Raw genomic sequence first — 18,729 nt, forward strand, 5'->3', positions numbered from 1 at the left:
AAGACTGCTTTGCCCTGTCTTGAGCAAGTGCAGTTACGACCATCTTTGCCAGTGTGATCAATGCGCACCGGCTTGAGACGGATTGTGTTCACTATGCAATATGCAGCATCTTCATCGAACAACGTTCAATGAGTCAGGCGACTCAATTTGTCTCGAAAGCTTTACTGCCTGTTTGCGAGGAATACTATGGATTATTTTGTCATTGAAGGCGGCCACCGACTGGCCGGAACGATTCGACCAGCCGGCAACAAGAATGCAGCGCTCCCCCTCCTGGCAGCCAGCCTGTTAACCGATCAACCGGTGACACTGCGCAATATTCCCGATATTGGCGATGTGCGCACCAAACTGGCTCTGCTTGCTCACCTCGGCGTTCAAATTGATCGGCCAGAACCGAATGTTGTCCATCTGCGCGCCAGCCAACTGGCGCCGATTGAACCAGACATAGCATTGGCACGTCGAATCCGCACCTCGCCGCTGCTGGCCGGCCCTTTGTTAGCCCGTCGCGGCTACGTTACCCTCCCTCGGCCCGGTGGCGACGCGATTGGTCGGCGGCGGCTCGACACCCATTTGCTCGCGCTGCAAGCTTTGGGGGCGCAGGTGGAAGTCACCCCGACCAGTTACATTCTGACTACCGATGGATTGCGCGGCGCCGACATCTTCCTCGATGAAATGAGCGTGACCGGTACCGAGCAGGCCATCATGGCCGCCGTGATGGCTGAAGGTCACACGACTATCGGCAATGCCGCCTCCGAACCGCATGTCCAGGATCTCTGTCATTTGCTTAACCGGATGGGTGCCCGCATTAGCGGTATCGGCACCAATCTGCTTGAGATTGAAGGGGTTAGCAGCCTGCACGGCGCTGACTACACGATCGGGCCTGACTATATGGAAGTCGGGTCGCTTATCGGACTGGCGGCAGTTACACGCAGTGAACTGCGCATTGTTGACGCGCGTCCACATGAGCATCGCATGACCAAAATTATGTTTGGTCGGCTTGGGGTAAAGTGGCGTGAAGAGGGTGACGACATTATTGTGCCTGCCGACCAGGAGCTGGTCGTGCGCCACGATCTGCACGGCGCAATACCGAAAATCGACTCGGCGCCATGGCCTGGCTTCAATCCTGATTTGATGAGCACAGCAATTGTCGTGGCGACCCAGGCCCGCGGCACAGTGCTGATCCACGAAAAGATGTTTGAAAGCCGACTCTTTTTCGTTGACCGGCTGATCGGAATGGGAGCGCGGATCGTGCTCTGCGATCCACATCGAGCCGTGGTGGTAGGCCCGTCACAACTCTATGGCGAGCCGGATGGTCTGCCCAGTCCTGACATTCGGGCCGGCATGGCGATGGTGACAGCAGCGCTCTGCGCCAAAGGGCGGAGCGTGATCTATAACATCGGTCAGATCGACCGCGGCTACGAGCGAATCGATGAACGGCTGGCCGCGCTTGGCGCGCGGATTGAACGAGTACGGGCATCATAGCAACAACGGGATACGTGTGGTCGCCATCTGCTGGCATCCCGTTCTTGACCGACGCTTCCACCAATGGCAAGGCACAGTGTGTCGCCGACAACAACTCCATTTGCGACCGGGCACGGCATAGCCGTGCCCCTACACTTGCTGCGGACGAATCAAGACCTCGCTATCATTGCGCACCTGATTCACTGCCTTGCTTACCGGGTAGACACGCAACGCCACCGGCGGGGGAGCGAGACACAACTCGTGGAGACGCGCGACATCGGCAGCCGGATCGAGCCACAGCGCAGCGAGATCGGACGGCAGCATGACCGGCATGCGGTCATGGATCGGCGCAACGACTTCATTGGCAGCAGTAGTCAGAATTGTGCAACTCTCGATAAGGGTGCCGTCAGGCGCCTGCCATTGCTCCCAGAGACCGGCAAATGCGATCATTTCATCATCAACCGGCGAGAAATAGTAAGGCTGCTTACCGGCAGGAGTGGTCTGCCACTCATAGAAACCGGAGGCGGGTAGCAAGCAACGGCGACGGCGAAAAGCGGTGCGAAAGGCCGGTTTGTCAAGCGCCGTCTCGCTGCGGGCATTGATCATGCGCGCGCCAATGGAGGCATCCTTCGCCCATGCCGGGATCAACCCCCAGCGCAAAAAGACCAGTTCACGACCATTCTGGCCATTGCGCGCAGCCACAACCGGTTGCGTAGGAGCGATGTTGTAGCGTGGTTGAAACTCGAGCGGCGCAACGCCAAAGCGGGCGGCAAGTCTGGCCGGCGTAACAGCCAGCGTATAACGACCACACATAGCAACCTCACGAAATAAATAACGACTGCTCAAGACATGCTTCCCTCCAAGGGGAAGCATACCAATCGCCAGATTAGCGGATTTCCAAACAGAGTATTGCGTGGGAACGACAAGTGCGCAACCATATCGCTGCGGGATTTTGCAAGATTGAGCCAGCCGGCACAACCAGGCGACGCAATCGATTGCCGGGCAATGACTGATGGTCTGGAAGCCAGACGCTACTCAACCGGACATGCTTCCGACAACAGCCCCGATTGATACAATCCCACCCAACCTTCAGTGCTATGCCTGCGACTCTTCCTGCGCTGGCCATCCACACAACACAAAGTCGAATGATGAGAGCCGATGTAACCCTGACAGTCGATGGCAACTGCGCTGCCAGAGGAGCCATCGTGTCGGATGTCTGCGACAAACAATTTGCTATCGCACAAGAGAAAGCGGTACGCAGACACATCCATATGGCTGGCATACGAGGCGATAAGTCGTGAGCAGACCATACCAGTGCGCAGAAAACGAGAAACTGTCAACCTACCAATACGTGGCAGATTGACAGTAACGACCAATTGCCCATGGCGTTTCAATACACGCCTGACATCTAATGATTATCCTGATCAAGGCGAGTCGTTTCTCCGGTAGCCGGTTCGCCACCGGTAGGCGACTGCATCCGTTTGATCAGTTCAGCTAACCGATCATTCAACTGCGCAATCCCTTGCGCCAGCGTCTGCTGGAGATCGTGAGCAGCCTGGCTCTGCTGGATCTGATTCAGCGCCTGTTGACCGCGTTCGGCTAACTCCTGCACGCGGGGATTTTCAGCGATCAACTTCGCCGCTGACTGCACCTGCTCACCAACAGTCCGCAAGCCATGGAGCAATTCCTGCTGCACCTGGCGAGCGCGTTCATTTTCAAGCGCCGCGCGCAGGGCAGCTTCAATCTGCTGACCCAATTCACGCAACTCTGCACCCAAATCGGGTGTTTGATCGGGCTTCTGATCCTGCTGGCTCATCGATTTCCTCCTTCGATCACAAGGGACACCGGCATGACGATCAGAAATAAGACGAGCGCGCAGCCAAAAACGTTGCGCCAGTTGATTGCCAGCTACCGTCGCCGACGCAGCAAAAACCAGAGACTACCGACGACTGCCAGCGCGCCAAGAGCTGGGCTGGCTCCGCGAGCCGGGCCTTGCGCAACCAGCGCAGCCACATCAGCCAGGCCAGACAGACGCGATGGTACGCTATGAGCCGGCAGCGCCACCTGACCGGTCACATAATTTCGGCGACGCGCGCTCGCATAGAGATGGGCCAGTGGTGGCGCCAGCTCATCGTCGCCGGGGAGGAGATCGATCAACTCGGCCCGAAACAGCGCTAGCGGCAAGAGGGGATCGGTCTGATCGCTCGCCAGAACTCGGCGCAACAGGGTGGTATGGGCCCGGTGCAACGGATGCGATGGCGCCGGCACGCGCATACCGACCAGCACATCATGACCATGATAGGCAGTCAACAACCGTTCAATGGCCAGGGCAGAGGGCGGCGCATCGGCGTCAAGCGCCAATACCATATCGCCACCGATCAGCGCGCAGGCATCGCGAAGCAAATAGGCGGGACGACGCGGCTGGGAGTGAAATGTGGCATGCGCAAACGGATAGGCAGCAGCGCTACGCGCCGCTGCCGCTACCGCTGCCGGGCCGGCGGCAATGATAATTTCGTGCTCAACGCTATAGCGTCTGGCAGCAACAGAAACTGCCTGCACCGTCTGCGTCAAGTGTGCGCCATCGGCGGCGCAGACAACGACTGATAGGGTATTGATCACAGACACCGGGAACCTCCCCAAAGAATCATACTGGTAACAGTATATCACAAAGCGCATACCGAAACCGGTTGCAATCCGGAGAAGGGGTCACGGCAACGGGCAGCGTCAACCAACCATGGCACGACGCTGACAAGATGAACATCTTGTCATTTGATCACCCAGAGATGTGAATGATTTGTAAACGACCTGAAGCGCTGATCAGGCTTGACAGATGCGTTTAATAGATTTAATCTTTGTCTTGCCACCAATCAACCTCAGCTCGTACAGCTTACATCGTTGCCGCTGAGATTGTTGCGTGTATTCCGCACGCAAATCAGGCGACGTGCGTCTTTCGCCACTACACCTCACCATGCGCGCGCCTCAACGAACAGTATGAGGTTTGGCTGCTGCACGGTCTTACAAAAAGCGCGAAACAAGATGAGCGAATGGGCGCTCACACCCAGGGCAGCGATCGAGGCCAGCCCTGCACTCTACCAGAATTCAGGTTCTGGAAGAGTAGTTCGTTGTGTGCTGGTTTCAACTCCAGATTGCAGAACTACCGTGCAGTGAGAAGAGAAAGGAGGAATGCGTCTGTAGTGTCTGTGTCAGTTAGACAATCACACAACCAAAGTCTGGGTGCATTCTCGTTTGTGAGCTGAGGAGTTGTATGAAATTAACAAATAGACGCCATCTCGTCGCGATTGCAATCAGCATTGCCCTGACTATAGCGCTGGTTGCTCCGCTGGCTGCGCAACCGCCGCGGCCGATCCCAAACCTCGACTCTATCCGTCTGGATGAACCGATCTCGCTGGAACGCGCCCCAACCAGACTTTCTCCGAGCCTCATTGGCGCGACCGGTCGTCAAGAAGTGGTTATCCGTCTGAGCGAAAACCCAACGGCGCGCGTTCCCGAAGGCGCCGCCCAGGCTGCGCAGCTCAACCGCATTAACCAGCAGCACGAGCGGGTTCTATCGCGACTGCGCGCGATCGATCCAACCCTGACCGAGCTGGCCCGGCTGCGCGTGGCGCTAAACGCTGTCGTTGTTGAGGTCGATGGAGCGGCGCTACCAGCGCTCGCCCGCGATGTGGAAGTGGTTCGCATCAGTCCGGTGGTCAATTACGAGCGCGAGAGCCAGCCACCGATGGAAACGGTGCCGTACATCGGCGCCAATCCTACTGTGCAAGCAGCCGGCTTCCGCGGCAAGGATGTCCGGGTGGCTGTGCTCGATAGCGGCATCGACTATACGCACGCTGCGTTTGGTGGTGCGGGTACGCTAGCTGCGTATCAGGCTGCTTACGGCGACAATCCTGCCGATCCACGCAATACAACTTTGGATGGTCTTTTCCCCACCGATCGCGTCAAAGGTGGCTACGACTTCGTTGGTGAAGTATGGCCGAATGGCCCCCTCAGTCCTGATCCCGATCCGATTGACTGTGGTCAACCCGGTCTCAGTAGTGGCACCTGCGCCGGTGGTCACGGCACTCATGTTGCTGACATCATTGGCGGTGAGCAGGGTGTAGCGCCAGAGGTCGACCTCTTCGCCGTCAAGGTTTGCTCGGCGGTATCTTCATCGTGCAGTGGTGTCGCCATTTTGCAAGGCCTTGACTGGGTTGCCGATCCCGATGGCAACGGCATCACCGACGATCGTATGCATATTGTCAATATGTCGTTGGGCGCTTCATATGGACAGAACTACGACGACGATTCGGCAATCGCTGTCGATAATTTGCAGCCGTTGGGCATTCTCGTCGTCGCATCTGCCGGCAATAGCGCCGACCGCCCCTACATTACCGGCACTCCTGCCGGCGCGCGCACTGCGCTGTCAGTTGCGCAAACCGCTGTTCCCAGCGACGCTTCCTACCCAATCACCGTACTTAGCACGACCGTGTACGGTATCGCACAGCCATGGGCACCAATTCCCACCACAGCAATCGCCGGCACTCTGGTTTACGGAGCATCGCTTGGTAATGCGCTTGGTTGTTCGGCTTATCCAGCCGGCTCACTTACCGGACAGATCCTGCTTGTCGATCGCGGCGTCTGCGCAATTAGCATTAAAGGCTCTAATGGCGCTGCTGCCGGCGCAGTTGCAGTGATCGTGGCCAACAATGTTGCCGGAGCAGTGCCTCCCACCTTTAGTTTTGGTGGCGGCACACCGACCGTGCCGGTGTTGTCGATCACGCAGGCGGCGGGGAATGCGCTCAAGCTGCGGGTCGGGAACGAAACCACCATTGGGTTTGACAATCCGTTTAGCAATGCCGGCAGCGTGGTTGGAACATCGTCACGCGGTCCGACGATGGGCCAGATGACCTACGGCAATCAGATCATGTACGGCCAGATCATCAAGCCCGAAATCGGCGCACCTGGCGCGTCTATTTCAGCAGTGGCCGGCAGTGGCACAGGGGTCGAGCCTTTTGGTGGCACCTCGGGCGCAGCGCCAATGGTAGCCGGCGCCGCCGCGCTGCTGTATAACGCGGTTGATTGGAGTATGTCGCCTTGGGAGTTGAAGGCGCGGCTGATCAATACTGCCGAAACTAACATCTACAACGGTTCACCGGTCTTCCTTGGCCCGGTCCTGGCGCCAATTACCCGAATTGGCGGCGGTGAAGTGCGGGTCGATCGGGCTATTGCTGCACAGGCGAGCGCCTGGGAACTATCAAACGGCACAGCAGCTATCTCGTTTGGGCAGATCGATGTAACCCGCAATCCGACTACGCTCCGTCGCACCATTGTGGTGCGGAACTACGGTAATACGCCACTGACGTACACTATTACCCCAACGTTCCGCTTCGCCAATGATGCGGCCAGCGCAGCAATCTCGCCGACCACGTCGGTTACCACCATCACTGTGCCACCGCGAAGCCGTCGCACCTTTACCCTCTCGCTGCGGATCGATCCGACGAAACTACCGGCGTGGGTATTGAATTCGGGTAACAATGGCGGCAACGGCGCGGCATTGACCGCAGTTGAGTATGATGGCTACCTGGTTCTGGATGCCCCGGGCACAACCAACGACCTGACGATGCCGTGGCACATTATGCCACGCGCTGCGGGCGTTGTGCAGGCGCCGGCTTCTGTGCGCGCCACGACCAGCAGCCCGGCTACCGCGCGACTTACCAACAGCGGGGCCAACCCGGTTACGGTCGATCCTTTCACCCTGATCGGCAGTAGCAATACCGTTAACGCATCCCTCGGCGCCGGTATGCAGATGCCACCGATGGATCTGCGCTACGTTGGCGCGCGCGCGTTTGATATCCCTGGTTTCTGCCCCGGTAACACGCCGATCATCCAGTTTGGCATTACGACCCATCAGCGTATTACTCATTCCAACTATCCGGTAGAGATAGACCTGCTCTTCGACACCAACCGCGACGGCGTACCCGATTATGTTGGCTTTACCTCCGAGGTTGGCTCATTTGCCAGTGATGGACGCAATGCCTTCTTCGTTGGCCCACTCGCCGGCCCATACAATGCGTTCTTCTTCACCAGCCACTCAACCAACAGCGCCAACACGGTGCTCACGCTGTGCGGTAGCCAAATTGGTGTCACTGCGCTCGGTCAGCAGATCAACATCGACGCCTACGTCTATGATAACTACTTCACCGGCTTCGAGTTGAGCAAGATCGAGGGCATGAGCACAGTTCTCGGCGCGCCACGCTTCGACATCGATATCGGCAGCGGTGTCGTTCCGGCCAGCGGCTCGCTCAACACGACCGTTTACCGCTTCGACGCTCCGGCTGATGTGACCGATTCCGGCATTCTGTTGCAGTACTCCTTTGCGCCGGCTGGTCGCGAAGCAAGCGCAATCATTGTGCGGTAGTCGGGATGCGCCCTTCGCAACGACGGCAGGTATGGTATTACCTGCCGTCGTTGCTATGCTAACCTTTGCTGCAAACTGGTATCGCTACACCAGCAACGCAGTCAGGCTGTCAACCGTATATTCTGCCAGCCCCAATGACTCCTTGTTCGCTGGCCTTGTTGGCGATAATCCTGCCCCATCACTACCGACGCCAGACGAATGAGCGCGGCGATTGAGGGTGTTGCCACACCGATCTGTTCGGCCAAACTCTGCCAGAACACGAGACTGTAGCCGGCATCTTTATGCAGATACCAGTGATCGAGACTCGCCTGCGCCTGAATCCCGCGAAATCCCGGCGCTTCAGCGTAGCCGCGATCGTAACTGGCTTCCAGCATATATCCCTGCATCAGGCCAAGTTCTGGCTCAGAGATAATCTCAAGATCGAGCGCGCGTCCGATGGCAATGCGTTCCTCATCGATGGCCTTGATCACCCTCCCTACCGCAGGTGTCACCCCTTCCTCGTAAAAGAGGAAGGCGCCTCTGGTTCGCTCAATCAGGGCAGTATTTAGCAAGGTGATAGCAGGATGGATTACCGGATTGCCGTTTTGCAGGCTTGTTTGCAAGACATTGCGCGCCAGCTTGATGAAGGGATAGACCTCACCGACCTGAGCGATAATCCGCTGTGTCACGCGCGCCGGCACACGACTGATAAATAGACCATCTTTGATCTTGAGAAACATGTGTATTCGTCCAGGTTCGACAAGTCGAACGGCGTAAGGCAATGTTGAAGTTTCAGCCACAATAATCGTCTCATCGCGCAATGACAGGCCAGCGCCGCGTTTGAACTCAATGCTACCCAGGCATGACCCCGGGCATATTATCACCGTCTGGCCTGCGCGCATACGGTTGGCATGCCTCGGCGAAGAAACGTGTGCTGTAGGCAGGACCAACGACATAGATGAGGTCAGCATCAGAGAGAACGTAACCGATGTCGTGGCCAGCGTAGGCAATTGGCGCAAAGCCGTTCAGCTCACCCTCGGCGTAGATACCACCCTGTTGCTGGATGCGTTGCACGTTGTCGGGAAAATGTTTGAAATCAAACATCTTGACCGTAGCTTGTCGAATAGCGTAATCAAATGCCACTGCGCACCCACCATTGCCCGATCCCAGCACCGCTCCATGCATTGCATTGCTCCAAATTGAGAATAAAGAAGTTCCCGCGAGTCTACGCTGCTAAACCGAACGCTTCTACGCATTCCAGCCGCCAACCAGTTCCCTAAATCTGACACAACGGTACAGTTTCTTCTCCTTTTCTTATTCAGGCCAGCGGTACCGTACCCCCGGCGGTAAACGCAGCGTTTCATCACCCAGACGCCCCAAACCGAACGCGCTGCCATCGGCGCTCCGCTCCAGCCGCGCATACGTCGTCCATTGCGCGATCCAACCGTTGCGCGACAGTTCGCCGCTGAGCGGCACGCCGAGACCGGCGAGCAGTTCTTCCGGCACGGTAAAGTTGGGACAAATCGCGGTAGCCGGCGCGCCATTCAGGCATTGCTCGCTGCGAATCGTTTCGGCCAGATACAGTTCATAGCCGAGCGCGCGCATCTGCACTGCGCCATTGCGCCATTCCAGGCAGATCCGCTCAAAACATTGCAGCCACCCCCACGCAAAGGGAACCGCCGGCGTCAACGGCCAGCCACCCCGCTCGACTGCGCCGAGTTCGGCCCATGTGCGCATCATCGTCGCCGGCACGAAGTAGCCGGTCTCGCCAAAGAAAGCGCCACCCTGGGGTTCAACGTTTAGGGTTGCTACCGGCTGTGGCGCAATCAGATCACGTCCATTCGCGTCACGTAATCCAACGGCCAGTTGATAGGCACCGGGCAGAAGATCGAGAGGGAGCGCAATCGGTTGCAGATGTTCAACCGGTGTTGTCATCGGCCAGCGCGATGGTGGCAGCGCGCCATACACTAACGATCGCTCGCTCTGCGTGGCAGTGCGATCTCCGGCGAAGAGCAATCGCACTACGACGGTCAGGTCATCGACCGGCAACGGATCTGTGCGCTGCCAGACGAGATTGAGCGTCACCAGTTCACCCGGTTCGTAAGCTGCACCCAACGGCGGCGCCAGTTGCACGGCGGACAGTTGTACGCCACCGGCAGCCACCGGCTGCGCCGGTAGCTGTGACGGTCCGGTAGCAACGGGCCGATAGCGATCGATCACGCCGAGCGAGCCATCCTGCGCGTAACGATGGCGAATGATGGCGATCATCTCCGGCGTAAGCCAGTTGCCGAGATAATCCAGCAGGATCAAGGAAAATTCGCCATTCGCCAGCGCGCGCAGAACGGGGGTTTGATCGGCCAGACCCTGATCGAGTAATTGACGAAACTCAAACACCGGTATGCGAGCCACCACACCCGCGCCGCTGGCCAGACCAGGCAAGTCGGTGAAGATCACATCGCCTGCCGCTTGCGCTTCAACGGCCAGCGCCTGATTGACCCGCGCCAACGCGCCAAGCACTGCGGCTTCGCGCTGCGCATCGGCCCATACCCCATATCGACCGAATGACAGTCGCGGCGGACTCGGCTCAATCAGACCTGCCGGGCGAAGGCGGTTCGTATCCCACAACGGTGGATAATAGAGCAGGCTGGCGATCAGCAGCCCGCCTATCGTCGGCGTCAACCACCTAGACCGCAGTACAAGACTTTCGGTTGACCGCTGCCGCGACACTATTGCCCCGCGGGTCAATCCATCCCAACCCAATCCGGTCAGCCAGATCAACCCGGCATACCACTCGAAGAAATAGTTGGCATACGCGCCAACCTTTCCCGAGCCGATAGCGCCCAACGTACCTGCCAGCAGGTACACCAGGGCAGGCGCCGGCGCAGTTCGCTGGCCAGTTTGCCATACTGCTATCAAACCGATCAACGCCGTCCCCAGCAATGGCCAGCGCAAACCAAGCTGCTGGCGCCAAAAACCGGCAGCTAGATCGAATTCCCAGCGATTGGCATTGGCTGCCACGACGTGAAGCAAAAACCAGCCATTCGTCGCCCAAACCAGGCCGGCAACGATCCCGCCACCGCCCAGAGCGGCGGTCACCAGAAAGGCAATCACTGCTTCACGCGCAGGCGAATTGGGAGAAGCGCGATGTCTCATCCATGCTATCAAGAGCATGACGCCCGCAGCCAGCGGCCCGGCGATCAATGATGGTTTGGTCAAGAGGCAACCAACTGCCAGTATTGCAGCAAGTGTGCCACGCCAGCGCGGTGACAGGCGCTGATTGCCGGCCAGCCATACTGCCCACAGCCCCAATGCTACCCCCAGCAGATCGACGCGCATCAACGGCAACCACTCGCGCACTATCGGAATTGTCGGCCACAAGAGGGCCAGCCACGCGCCACGCCGACCGATCAGCGCGGCCAGCGCTACGATTATCGCCAGCCCGCCGATCAGTGTGATCAGTCGTCCGGCCAGCAACGGCGTGCCGATCGCTCTGGTCAACCCGCCGCTGAGCAGAAGATAGAGCGGCGGATAATTGACAATCAAAAATGGTGGCTGCGCTGGATCGGCGTAGAGATGCCAGAGAGGCTTGCCATCGGCCAGCCGGCTGACCTGCGCCACAAGTGGCCCCTCACCGTAATCAAGGGGAAAGGGGAAAGCAAGTATATGGCGAATATGCTCTGCCGCATACCAGAGATAGAGCGTGAGCAAGCCGAGCAGACAGCCAGATACAACCCATTGTAATAATCGTAAGCCAGAACGTATCATGGTAAGATAGAACTCGCTGAGCAACGGTGCTCAGTCGAGACTCAACTGCGCTGCGCAGAACGGGTAACGCAACTCCATTCTTTGGTTGCCAGACGAATCCCTTCGGCATTACAACATTGCGTCTATGCGTTATCAGTTTGAACAGCGCATCCGAAGGAGAACCTTACTATGACCAGCCATCGTATTGCGCGACGGATCCGCGCCGTACCCCCATCAGGCATTCGCCGTTTTTTCGACATTGCGGCCACGATGCCCGACGTGATCTCGCTCGGTGTCGGCGAGCCTGATTTTATCACGCCTGCGCCCATCCGCGCTGCCGGTCAGGCTTCCATCGATCGCACAACCGCCTACACCTCCAATTCGGGCTTGCTCGAACTGCGGGTAGCCCTCGCCGATCATCTTGCCCGACGCTACGGTGTGCAGTACGATCCTGAACAAGAACTGCTCATTACTGTTGGCGTGAGTGAGGCGATGCTGGGAGCAGCACTGGCTATGCTTGACCCTAACGATGAGGTACTCGTTCCTGAACCGTGTTTTGTCGCATACCCGGCCTGTGTGACTTTCGCCGATGCAAAGGTTGTCTACGTGCCAACCAGTGTTGCTGACGGTTTCCAGGTGACCGGCGCAGCGCTAGAAGCAGCAGTAACACCACGCACCAAAGCTATTTTAATCGGCTATCCCAATAACCCGACCGGTGCCGTGCTTAGTCGCGAGCGGTTACTGGAGGTGGCAGCCATCGCCGAACGTCACGATCTGATTGTCATCTCTGACGAGATTTATGACCGGCTGGTATACGGCATCGAGCATACCTGCTTTGCGTCGTTGCCCGGGATGCGCGAACGCACCGTACTCCTTGGCGGTTTCTCAAAAGCCTATGCGATGACCGGCTGGCGTCTGGGCTGGCTGGCTGCGCCCGCCGAGATTACTGCCGCAGTGCGCAAATTCCATCAGTACGCCATTATGTCGGCGCCAACAATGAGTCAGTACGCCGGCCTGGAGGCTATTTTACACGGTGAAGATGCTGTGCAGGAAATGGTGCGTGAATACGACCGTCGTCGCAAGTTGATCGTCGCCGGTCTTAACAGTATCGGCCTGCCCACCTTTGAACCACAAGGAGCCTTTTATGCCTTCCCACATGTTGGTCATCTCGGTCTGAGCAGTGAGGCCTTCTGTGAACAGTTGTTACACAGCGAACAAGTTGCAGTTGTGCCGGGTGACGCCTTCGGGCCGAGTGGGGCCGGTTACGTTCGCGCTTGTTATGCCACGGCGTTCAACAAGATCGAAGAGGCGCTTGATCGGATCGAACGATTTGTGCGTCGAATCGGTTAACGTCAACACAGGCAACGAATCAGGGAAATAACATCATTGGTCTGTCGCCGCCAGCAGCGAAATCAGATCGCGCGCTGGCGGCACATGCGCTCACCAGCAGGGTTGAAGAGAGGCGAAGTATGTCACCGCATGACAATGAAACTACTACCGAACTGCGCTGCTCGCTAACAGGTCGACCATTGACGCCAGAAGAAGCGTATTGGGCGCCGCCGCTTATCACTGCGCGTGATCTGATTACCACTTTTTTCAAGACTCTCTTCTCCAATCCGGTTGCGCTAGGGGCCATCTTTCTCAGCGAGCTGCCCGATGTGCCTTACGCTCCCGAAGCACGTCCGCTACTGGCCCGCCGCCGTTCAATTGAACAGGCCAAGCTGCTCGGCCTGCTCCTGGTGATCGCAGTCATTTTAGTTGGATTGATCTTCTGGCTGGTGCGGTGAGCGAGCAACAGACGCCACACACAACGATTCTCTCCAGTTCCGCCGGGCAGTCAGCGCTCAGTCAACTTAGCGCTGGCCGGCGCTGGTTGCTGAGCAGCCTGGCGATCGGAGCAATTATCGCCTTCTCACCAGGTGGTCGGACAATATTGGCGACCGGACTTTGGCTGCTTGCGCCGGGCTATCTGCTAGAACGGCTCTTGCCCGGCGCGCGTCTGCATTGGCTCTTGCGGATTGCGCTTTGGATTGGAATCAGCGCCAGCATCATTCCACTAATCTACCTCTGGATCACTGCGGCGAACGGTCATCTGGAGGGATCGGTCATCATTGTCGGCGCCATACTGCTGGCTGCCGGCGCAATCATAGCCGCATGGCGCGATCTCGCTCACCTCCAGGTTCAACCCTCTGCCAGTGCCTGGCTCCTGATCGGTGTCCTCGCAATCACTGCCTGGCTACGCGCCGAACAGATCGCCGATCTGGCTTTGCCGGCCTGGGTCGACTCGGTACATCACGCGCTGATGATACGGGTCGCTGCCGAAACTGGCCGCGCGCCGTGGACTCTCACGCCCTATCTGCCAGTTGTTGACATGCCCTACCATTGGGGCTATCACGTCGTCATTGCCGCAATCTGGCGAACTGTCGGCGGCGAGTTGACCGATGTAATGCTTTGGAGCGGCCAGATGCTAAACTGGCTGCAAAGCCTGACCGCCGCTGCGCTGGCCCTGCTTTGCTGGCGTCGTCCATCGGCAGCAGTCGTCGCCGCCGCAGTGGTTGGTTGCATTTCCTGGATGCCGGCCTACTATGTCTCATGGGGACGCTACACTCAGTTGAGTGGTCTCTTGCTGCTGGTCGCGCTGGCTATCGGCTGGCAATACTGGCTGACGGCAGAAACCCGCCGCGAGCGTCTGGTGTGGTTGGGACTGGTTACATTAGTTATTGCCGGCTTGAGCCTCATTCACATGCGGATATTTGTCTTCGGTGGCGCGCTGATCGTCGCGCAGAGCATCGTCTGGGCCATCCGCCAGTCTCGCTCGCGCATCGTCGCACAGATGACGCAGGCCTTGCTTGCCGGCGTGGTTGCCATCGCACTGGCAGCACCGTGGTGGCTACTCTTGCTGCGCCGTGTTTTGTTACCGGCAGCGACTGGCGCCCAAAGCCTGACCAGTGGCGGATCGTATGTGCAACTGAATCGCGATCTGATGTGGATCGGGCCGAATGAGTGGCTGGTTGCGCTGGCTCTGATCAGCGGCGCGCTTGGCATTGCCTATCGCCAGCGCGCAACAACCACCATCCTGCTATGGATTGGCGGTCTGATCCTGCTTACCAATCCCTGGCTGGTAAGCTACCTTTGCCCACCGATTGGAATAATCATCTTGCTCTTCGGGATTATCAGGCGCGCATGGCTACCAGGCGGCGCTGGGCTGCTCTTGCTCGCCATCAATCCGTTCACGGTGCGTCTGCCCTTCCTCTGGCTATTGCCGGTCGATATTGCGGCAATCAGTCTCTTTCTCCCTCTTAGCAGTCTGATCGGCGGCGGCGCTGCCCTGATCTGGCCGACACGCCATCGCCTCTGGCGCATCAGCGGCACGATGATACTGATCGGTCTCTGCTTCTGGGGCGCCGATCAGCAACGCGCCATCGTCAATCCGGTGACGGTGCTGGCTACTGCTGCCGATCGCGCCGCTATTGCGTGGATTAAGGATCATACCCCACCAAATGCTCGCTTTCTGGTCAATGCTGCGCCGTGGTTACCCGGAGTCGCGCGCGGCAATGATGGCGGCTGGTGGATAACGCCCCTGACCGGACGCTGGATGAGCACGCCGCCGGCGCTATTCGTCTACGGCGATGTTGATGCAGCCGAAGCTGCGCGCCGGCGCAGCCAGCAGATCATCGACTTTGGCAATGGGCAACCGATCGATCTTGATCACCTGATTACCACTGAGCAAATCGACTACATCTACACCTCAGCCGCCGGGCCATTGCAGCCTGAGCTGTTTGCCGACAAGACCGGTTACGAGCCAGTGTTTGCTCAAGACGGAATTGTGATCTATCGAACGCCTGTATTTTCACCGTAATCATGACACTGCTGTACTGCTTGCCATTCATAGCAATGGCGCCAACCACCACTCGCGCCAGAACCACAATCCGATCAGGTACAGCAAGCCCAGGCCGACAAGCAGGGTATCAAAGCGTTGCCAGCGTCGCGGCTTTGGCCGCGCAGCCACACTGGCCACAGCAAAGAATAAGAGGATCAACAGGCCGCAACCGGCAATGTAGAGATGGTGTAACGGCGTCGCCGGATCAAGCCCTCCGTGCGTCAACTGCAAGAGATTACGCAGATCGGTGGCAATCGGTCCGGTCGGGGGAAATGCCGGCGCAATTGGCGACAGCAAAGCGGCAAAGGGGTTGAATGCCACTGCCACAACGACCACAGCCGGTGGGAGCGAAGAGGCAGCAATCAGCACTGCTACCACCAACCAGAGCAATAGTACGCTATACGCTAAAAACAGTGCGGCTGGCGGACTGCGCAGCAGCGCCATCCAGCAAACACCATACGCCCCGTTCAGCAACCCCGTTACCAGAATGACCGTCAGCGCCCAACCGACTTCTGACAAATCCAGACTGCCAAACAATGGCAGGATACTGAAAAAGGGCAACGTGACAGCGCCGGTGACGAGTAACAGTCCCCAAACTGCCAGCAAGCGGGCCAGCAATGTGTCAGGAGGTATCGAGGCCGCCAACGGATCGTCAACATAGGCGCTCATTGCCAGCAGCGGCGTCGCCAGGATCAACCATCCTTGCAAGACCAGACAGAACCCGGCCACAAAGAGGCGACCGAGCTGAGCGCCGAGCAACGGAGTATCGAGCAACGGTGAGGCGGTCAGGTTTCCCGGATTAGCCAGACCTGCTATCCCCTGTACGGCCAGCAACATGACCAGCATGGCGCCAACCAGAAACCCTAACGCGCGCCGACGCCGAATGATCCGGCGCCACTCCTCGCCCAGCTTCTGCCTCATGGCAGCACCCCTTGCGCGCCACCGGTTACCACCACACAACCCAACCGCGCGAGTTCACCACGTGCCTGCAACCGCAATTCACCAGCGCGCAGGTAGGGTGTTGCGTTGGAAATAGTGATATTCGAGAGAACAGTCACCGGGATCGCATCCCACGCGCTAGTTGTCCAGTTATAAGCCGCGATGGTGAGCGGCAGATTACCGCCGACATCCGAAGATTGCAGCCGCACCTGAATAGTTCTGGCTTCCAGCGCCGCGAGCGCAGGCGGCAAACGCAAACGGATTTCGGCAATCTCTCCGCTGAATTGCGCGCCTTGCCCATTCAGGCATGGGAGTAGGGTCGAATTGGTCAGATCAAGCCGCAACCATCCCAGACCAAGGTTGATCTCACCCTGACCAAGAATCGGCGGACGCATCACCAGCAAGGTCTCAATTCGTTCGGTGGTCGATTGTTCCGGCGTCATCGGGTCTTGATCGAGCCATGCTATCATAAACGGCCCTGGATCAAACCGCTCAGGCAACGCGGCGATCGCTGCATCGATGAGCGTTGCCCGAATCCGGGCCGTCGGGTCACCAACGCGATCAAACAGCCAGCCATTAGTGCGCAAATCGTTTATTACCCGCTGACCCGGTGATAACCCTGCCGGCGCAGACGCCGGGTTTAGCGGCCAGCGGCCAACCGAACGCGCGCCAGGTCGCAGGGTACCAAAGAAGAATAGTTGATCACCATAGATGACGAAGACATCACGCGCAGTCGCCAGGCTGTCGTTCTGCACATCAACCCGCATCCAACCCTGATCGACGATCAACGCTGCCCGTATCGCCGGCGTCGGCACCACTGCTGTTGCCAGCAAACCCTGCATATGCCACGGTTTCAATTCCACGTTTATCTGTGTCGTCGGTTGCGGCAATCTGTCATCAATACCACTAATCTGACGGCCACTCTCAGTTGTGGCTACCAGCGGTCGCGCGATTGTCGGATAAGAAAACGCTATCGTCTCAGTGCGCGGCATTGCCGACAGTAACACGAGAGCCATTTGCGCCTGGGCTTGCTGCTCATCAAGCGTTTCAATGAGGGTAAGACGCAAGGCGCTATATGCCGACACTGCATTGTCGTTGGCCCACCACAACCCAATACTGGTGCTGATAACCGCCACGACTGCCAGTACTGCCACCGGTATAACTCTGCGCCACCACCAGAATCCGCCGATCAATCCTATCACTGCCAGCGCATACCCGGTTAACCCCATGACCCCTTGCGCAAAGGCCGGAATCTCAAGCTGAGGCAGCGCATCCAGCACCGGAACCAGCATCTGCGTCTGTTGCGTCGTCATCTGAGCGCTCTCGCCATCAGGCATTGGCGTCAGCAAAACCGGTTGCGCCAATTCCGACCAGAACCGCTCACGTCCGGCCCAACCATCCAACGCCTCTGACGCAAAGGCCAGTTGTGTGACCCGACCATGACCAGCCTGCAACTCTACCCAGGGCGGCGCAGCCGAATGGTCACTGCGCTGCGCGCCGGTAACCGGCTGTAACTGCAAGCCGAGCAAGGGCTGGTTCAAAACTTCTCCACCGCGAGCAACCAGTGGTTGCCGGTCAAGGATGGTTGCCCCGGTAATCGTTGCCGCTCGCAAGGCCGGGGGTAGCGCAGACTGCAAGGCAATCGCATTTGGACCACCGCCAATGATCAGGTGACCACCATTGTACACCCAGGCCAGTAAAGCCGATTGCTGCGCTGCCACTAGCGGTTCATCGAGCGCAAAGAGAGCCAGAACGCTCAGGCTGCTCAGACCGAGCGGATGATCCGGGAGATCGGCCACGCGCAGATTACCGATGGCAAACAGATCGCCACCTGCCGGCACCGGCCCTAGCGCAGCTTTCATCCGCTCCACCGGACGCAAGAGCAACAACACCTCGCGTTGAGCGATGACACTGTTTTCAGTGCTTAGCGTGACAATTACCGCGCGAGCTGGCCGCGCTATGAAAACATACAGCCAGAACGTTTGCTGCGTGCCGGCAGCCAGCCGCGCGGTGCGCTCATATTGCGCTGGCTCATCAGCAGGAGCCGCGGTAACAGTGACTGTTACCGCACTTGCCCCCTGGTTCTGTAACGCTATCCGCAACGGTAGCCAGGCTCCCGTCACATATTGGCCGGCAAAAGGAGTAAAAAGATCGAGGGTAACTGCTGGTTGCGCCGTCGCAACGCGCGGTAATCCCCATAGAACCGGCAAGCAGGTCAGCGCGAACCACAACAGGATTATCACACGCAACCGGCGCACAATCATAGCGGTATGTCTGGCAGAGCAGGATGATGCTAAATATTATACGGGAAGTG

General features: G+C 58.3%; 13 protein-coding genes. 5 read left to right on the forward strand and 8 right to left on the reverse strand.

All coding sequences use genetic code 11. From position 1 onward, the window contains the following. Positions 1 to 186 precede the first annotated feature (186 nt). Complete coding sequence (gene murA, locus Q0650_RS14375) at positions 187 to 1,479, forward strand: UDP-N-acetylglucosamine 1-carboxyvinyltransferase (RefSeq protein ID WP_298820125.1); 1,293 nt, start codon at positions 187 to 189, stop codon at positions 1,477 to 1,479. A 129-nt stretch (positions 1,480 to 1,608) separates the two neighbouring features. Here the strand turns inward: murA and Q0650_RS14380 are convergent, their stop codons facing one another. From Q0650_RS14380 to Q0650_RS14390, 3 genes are all read right to left on the reverse strand, one after another. Further along, positions 1,609 to 2,271: an SOS response-associated peptidase gene (locus Q0650_RS14380; RefSeq protein WP_367280825.1), complete on the reverse strand. Its 663-nt coding sequence runs from the start codon at positions 2,269 to 2,271 to the stop codon at positions 1,609 to 1,611. 595 nt (positions 2,272 to 2,866) lie between these two features. After that, the gene (locus Q0650_RS14385; protein ID WP_298820129.1) at positions 2,867 to 3,274 is read right to left on the reverse strand and encodes a hypothetical protein; all 408 of its coding nucleotides are present in this window, start codon (positions 3,272 to 3,274) and stop codon (positions 2,867 to 2,869) included. Positions 3,275 to 3,366: 92 nt separating this feature from the next. After that, on the reverse strand, positions 3,367 to 4,083 hold the full coding sequence (locus tag Q0650_RS14390; protein ID WP_298820130.1) for a hypothetical protein: 717 nt from the start codon (positions 4,081 to 4,083) through the stop codon (positions 3,367 to 3,369). A 640-nt stretch (positions 4,084 to 4,723) separates the two neighbouring features. On the opposite strand from Q0650_RS14390, the gene Q0650_RS14395 reads away from it, so the two are divergent. Continuing rightward, positions 4,724 to 7,873, forward strand: a complete 3,150-nt coding sequence (locus tag Q0650_RS14395) for a S8 family serine peptidase (protein WP_298820131.1) — start codon at positions 4,724 to 4,726, stop codon at positions 7,871 to 7,873. 101 nt (positions 7,874 to 7,974) lie between these two features. On the opposite strand, the gene Q0650_RS14400 is transcribed toward Q0650_RS14395, so the two are convergent. The 3 genes from Q0650_RS14400 to Q0650_RS14410 all read right to left on the reverse strand — a co-directional run bounded on the left by Q0650_RS14400 (position 7,975) and on the right by Q0650_RS14410 (position 11,617). Then, the gene (locus Q0650_RS14400) at positions 7,975 to 8,592 is read right to left on the reverse strand and encodes an NAD/NADP octopine/nopaline dehydrogenase family protein (RefSeq protein ID WP_298820133.1); all 618 of its coding nucleotides are present in this window, start codon (positions 8,590 to 8,592) and stop codon (positions 7,975 to 7,977) included. A 112-nt stretch (positions 8,593 to 8,704) separates the two neighbouring features. Then, positions 8,705 to 9,037 carry a hypothetical protein gene (locus Q0650_RS14405; RefSeq protein ID WP_298820136.1) on the reverse strand — a complete coding sequence of 111 codons (333 nt, stop codon included), beginning with the start codon at positions 9,035 to 9,037 and terminating at the stop codon, positions 8,705 to 8,707. A 129-nt stretch (positions 9,038 to 9,166) separates the two neighbouring features. Beyond that, entirely contained in the window at positions 9,167 to 11,617 is a 2,451-nt protein-coding gene (locus tag Q0650_RS14410; protein ID WP_298820138.1) for a hypothetical protein, read from the reverse strand. Between the two features lie 168 nt (positions 11,618 to 11,785). Here Q0650_RS14410 and Q0650_RS14415 point away from each other — a divergent pair, with 168 nt between their 5' ends. From Q0650_RS14415 to Q0650_RS14425, 3 genes are all read left to right on the forward strand, one after another. After that, positions 11,786 to 12,946, forward strand: coding sequence for an aminotransferase class I/II-fold pyridoxal phosphate-dependent enzyme (locus tag Q0650_RS14415; RefSeq protein ID WP_298820140.1), 1,161 nt, complete (start codon positions 11,786 to 11,788; stop codon positions 12,944 to 12,946). A 119-nt stretch (positions 12,947 to 13,065) separates the two neighbouring features. Next, positions 13,066 to 13,383 (forward strand): hypothetical protein, encoded by a 318-nt coding sequence (locus tag Q0650_RS14420; RefSeq protein ID WP_298820142.1) that lies wholly within the window; start codon positions 13,066 to 13,068, stop codon positions 13,381 to 13,383. After that, on the forward strand, positions 13,380 to 15,455 hold the full coding sequence (locus Q0650_RS14425) for a hypothetical protein (RefSeq protein WP_298820144.1): 2,076 nt from the start codon (positions 13,380 to 13,382) through the stop codon (positions 15,453 to 15,455). Before Q0650_RS14420 ends, Q0650_RS14425 begins: the two co-directional genes overlap by 4 nt. 27 nt (positions 15,456 to 15,482) lie before the next feature. Here Q0650_RS14425 and Q0650_RS14430 read toward each other — a convergent pair whose 3' ends face one another. After that, positions 15,483 to 16,397 carry a hypothetical protein gene (locus tag Q0650_RS14430; protein WP_298820146.1) on the reverse strand — a complete coding sequence of 305 codons (915 nt, stop codon included), beginning with the start codon at positions 16,395 to 16,397 and terminating at the stop codon, positions 15,483 to 15,485. After that, a complete protein-coding gene (locus Q0650_RS14435; RefSeq protein ID WP_298820148.1) occupies positions 16,394 to 18,679 on the reverse strand; it encodes a hypothetical protein in 2,286 nt (761 codons plus the stop codon). The genes Q0650_RS14430 and Q0650_RS14435 overlap by 4 nt, the downstream gene beginning before the upstream one ends. Positions 18,680 to 18,729: the final 50 nt, after the last annotated feature.

Origin of the sequence: uncultured Chloroflexus sp., assembly GCF_937129525.1 — a bacterium.
Classification (GTDB): Bacteria; Chloroflexota; Chloroflexia; order Chloroflexales; family Chloroflexaceae; genus Chloroflexus.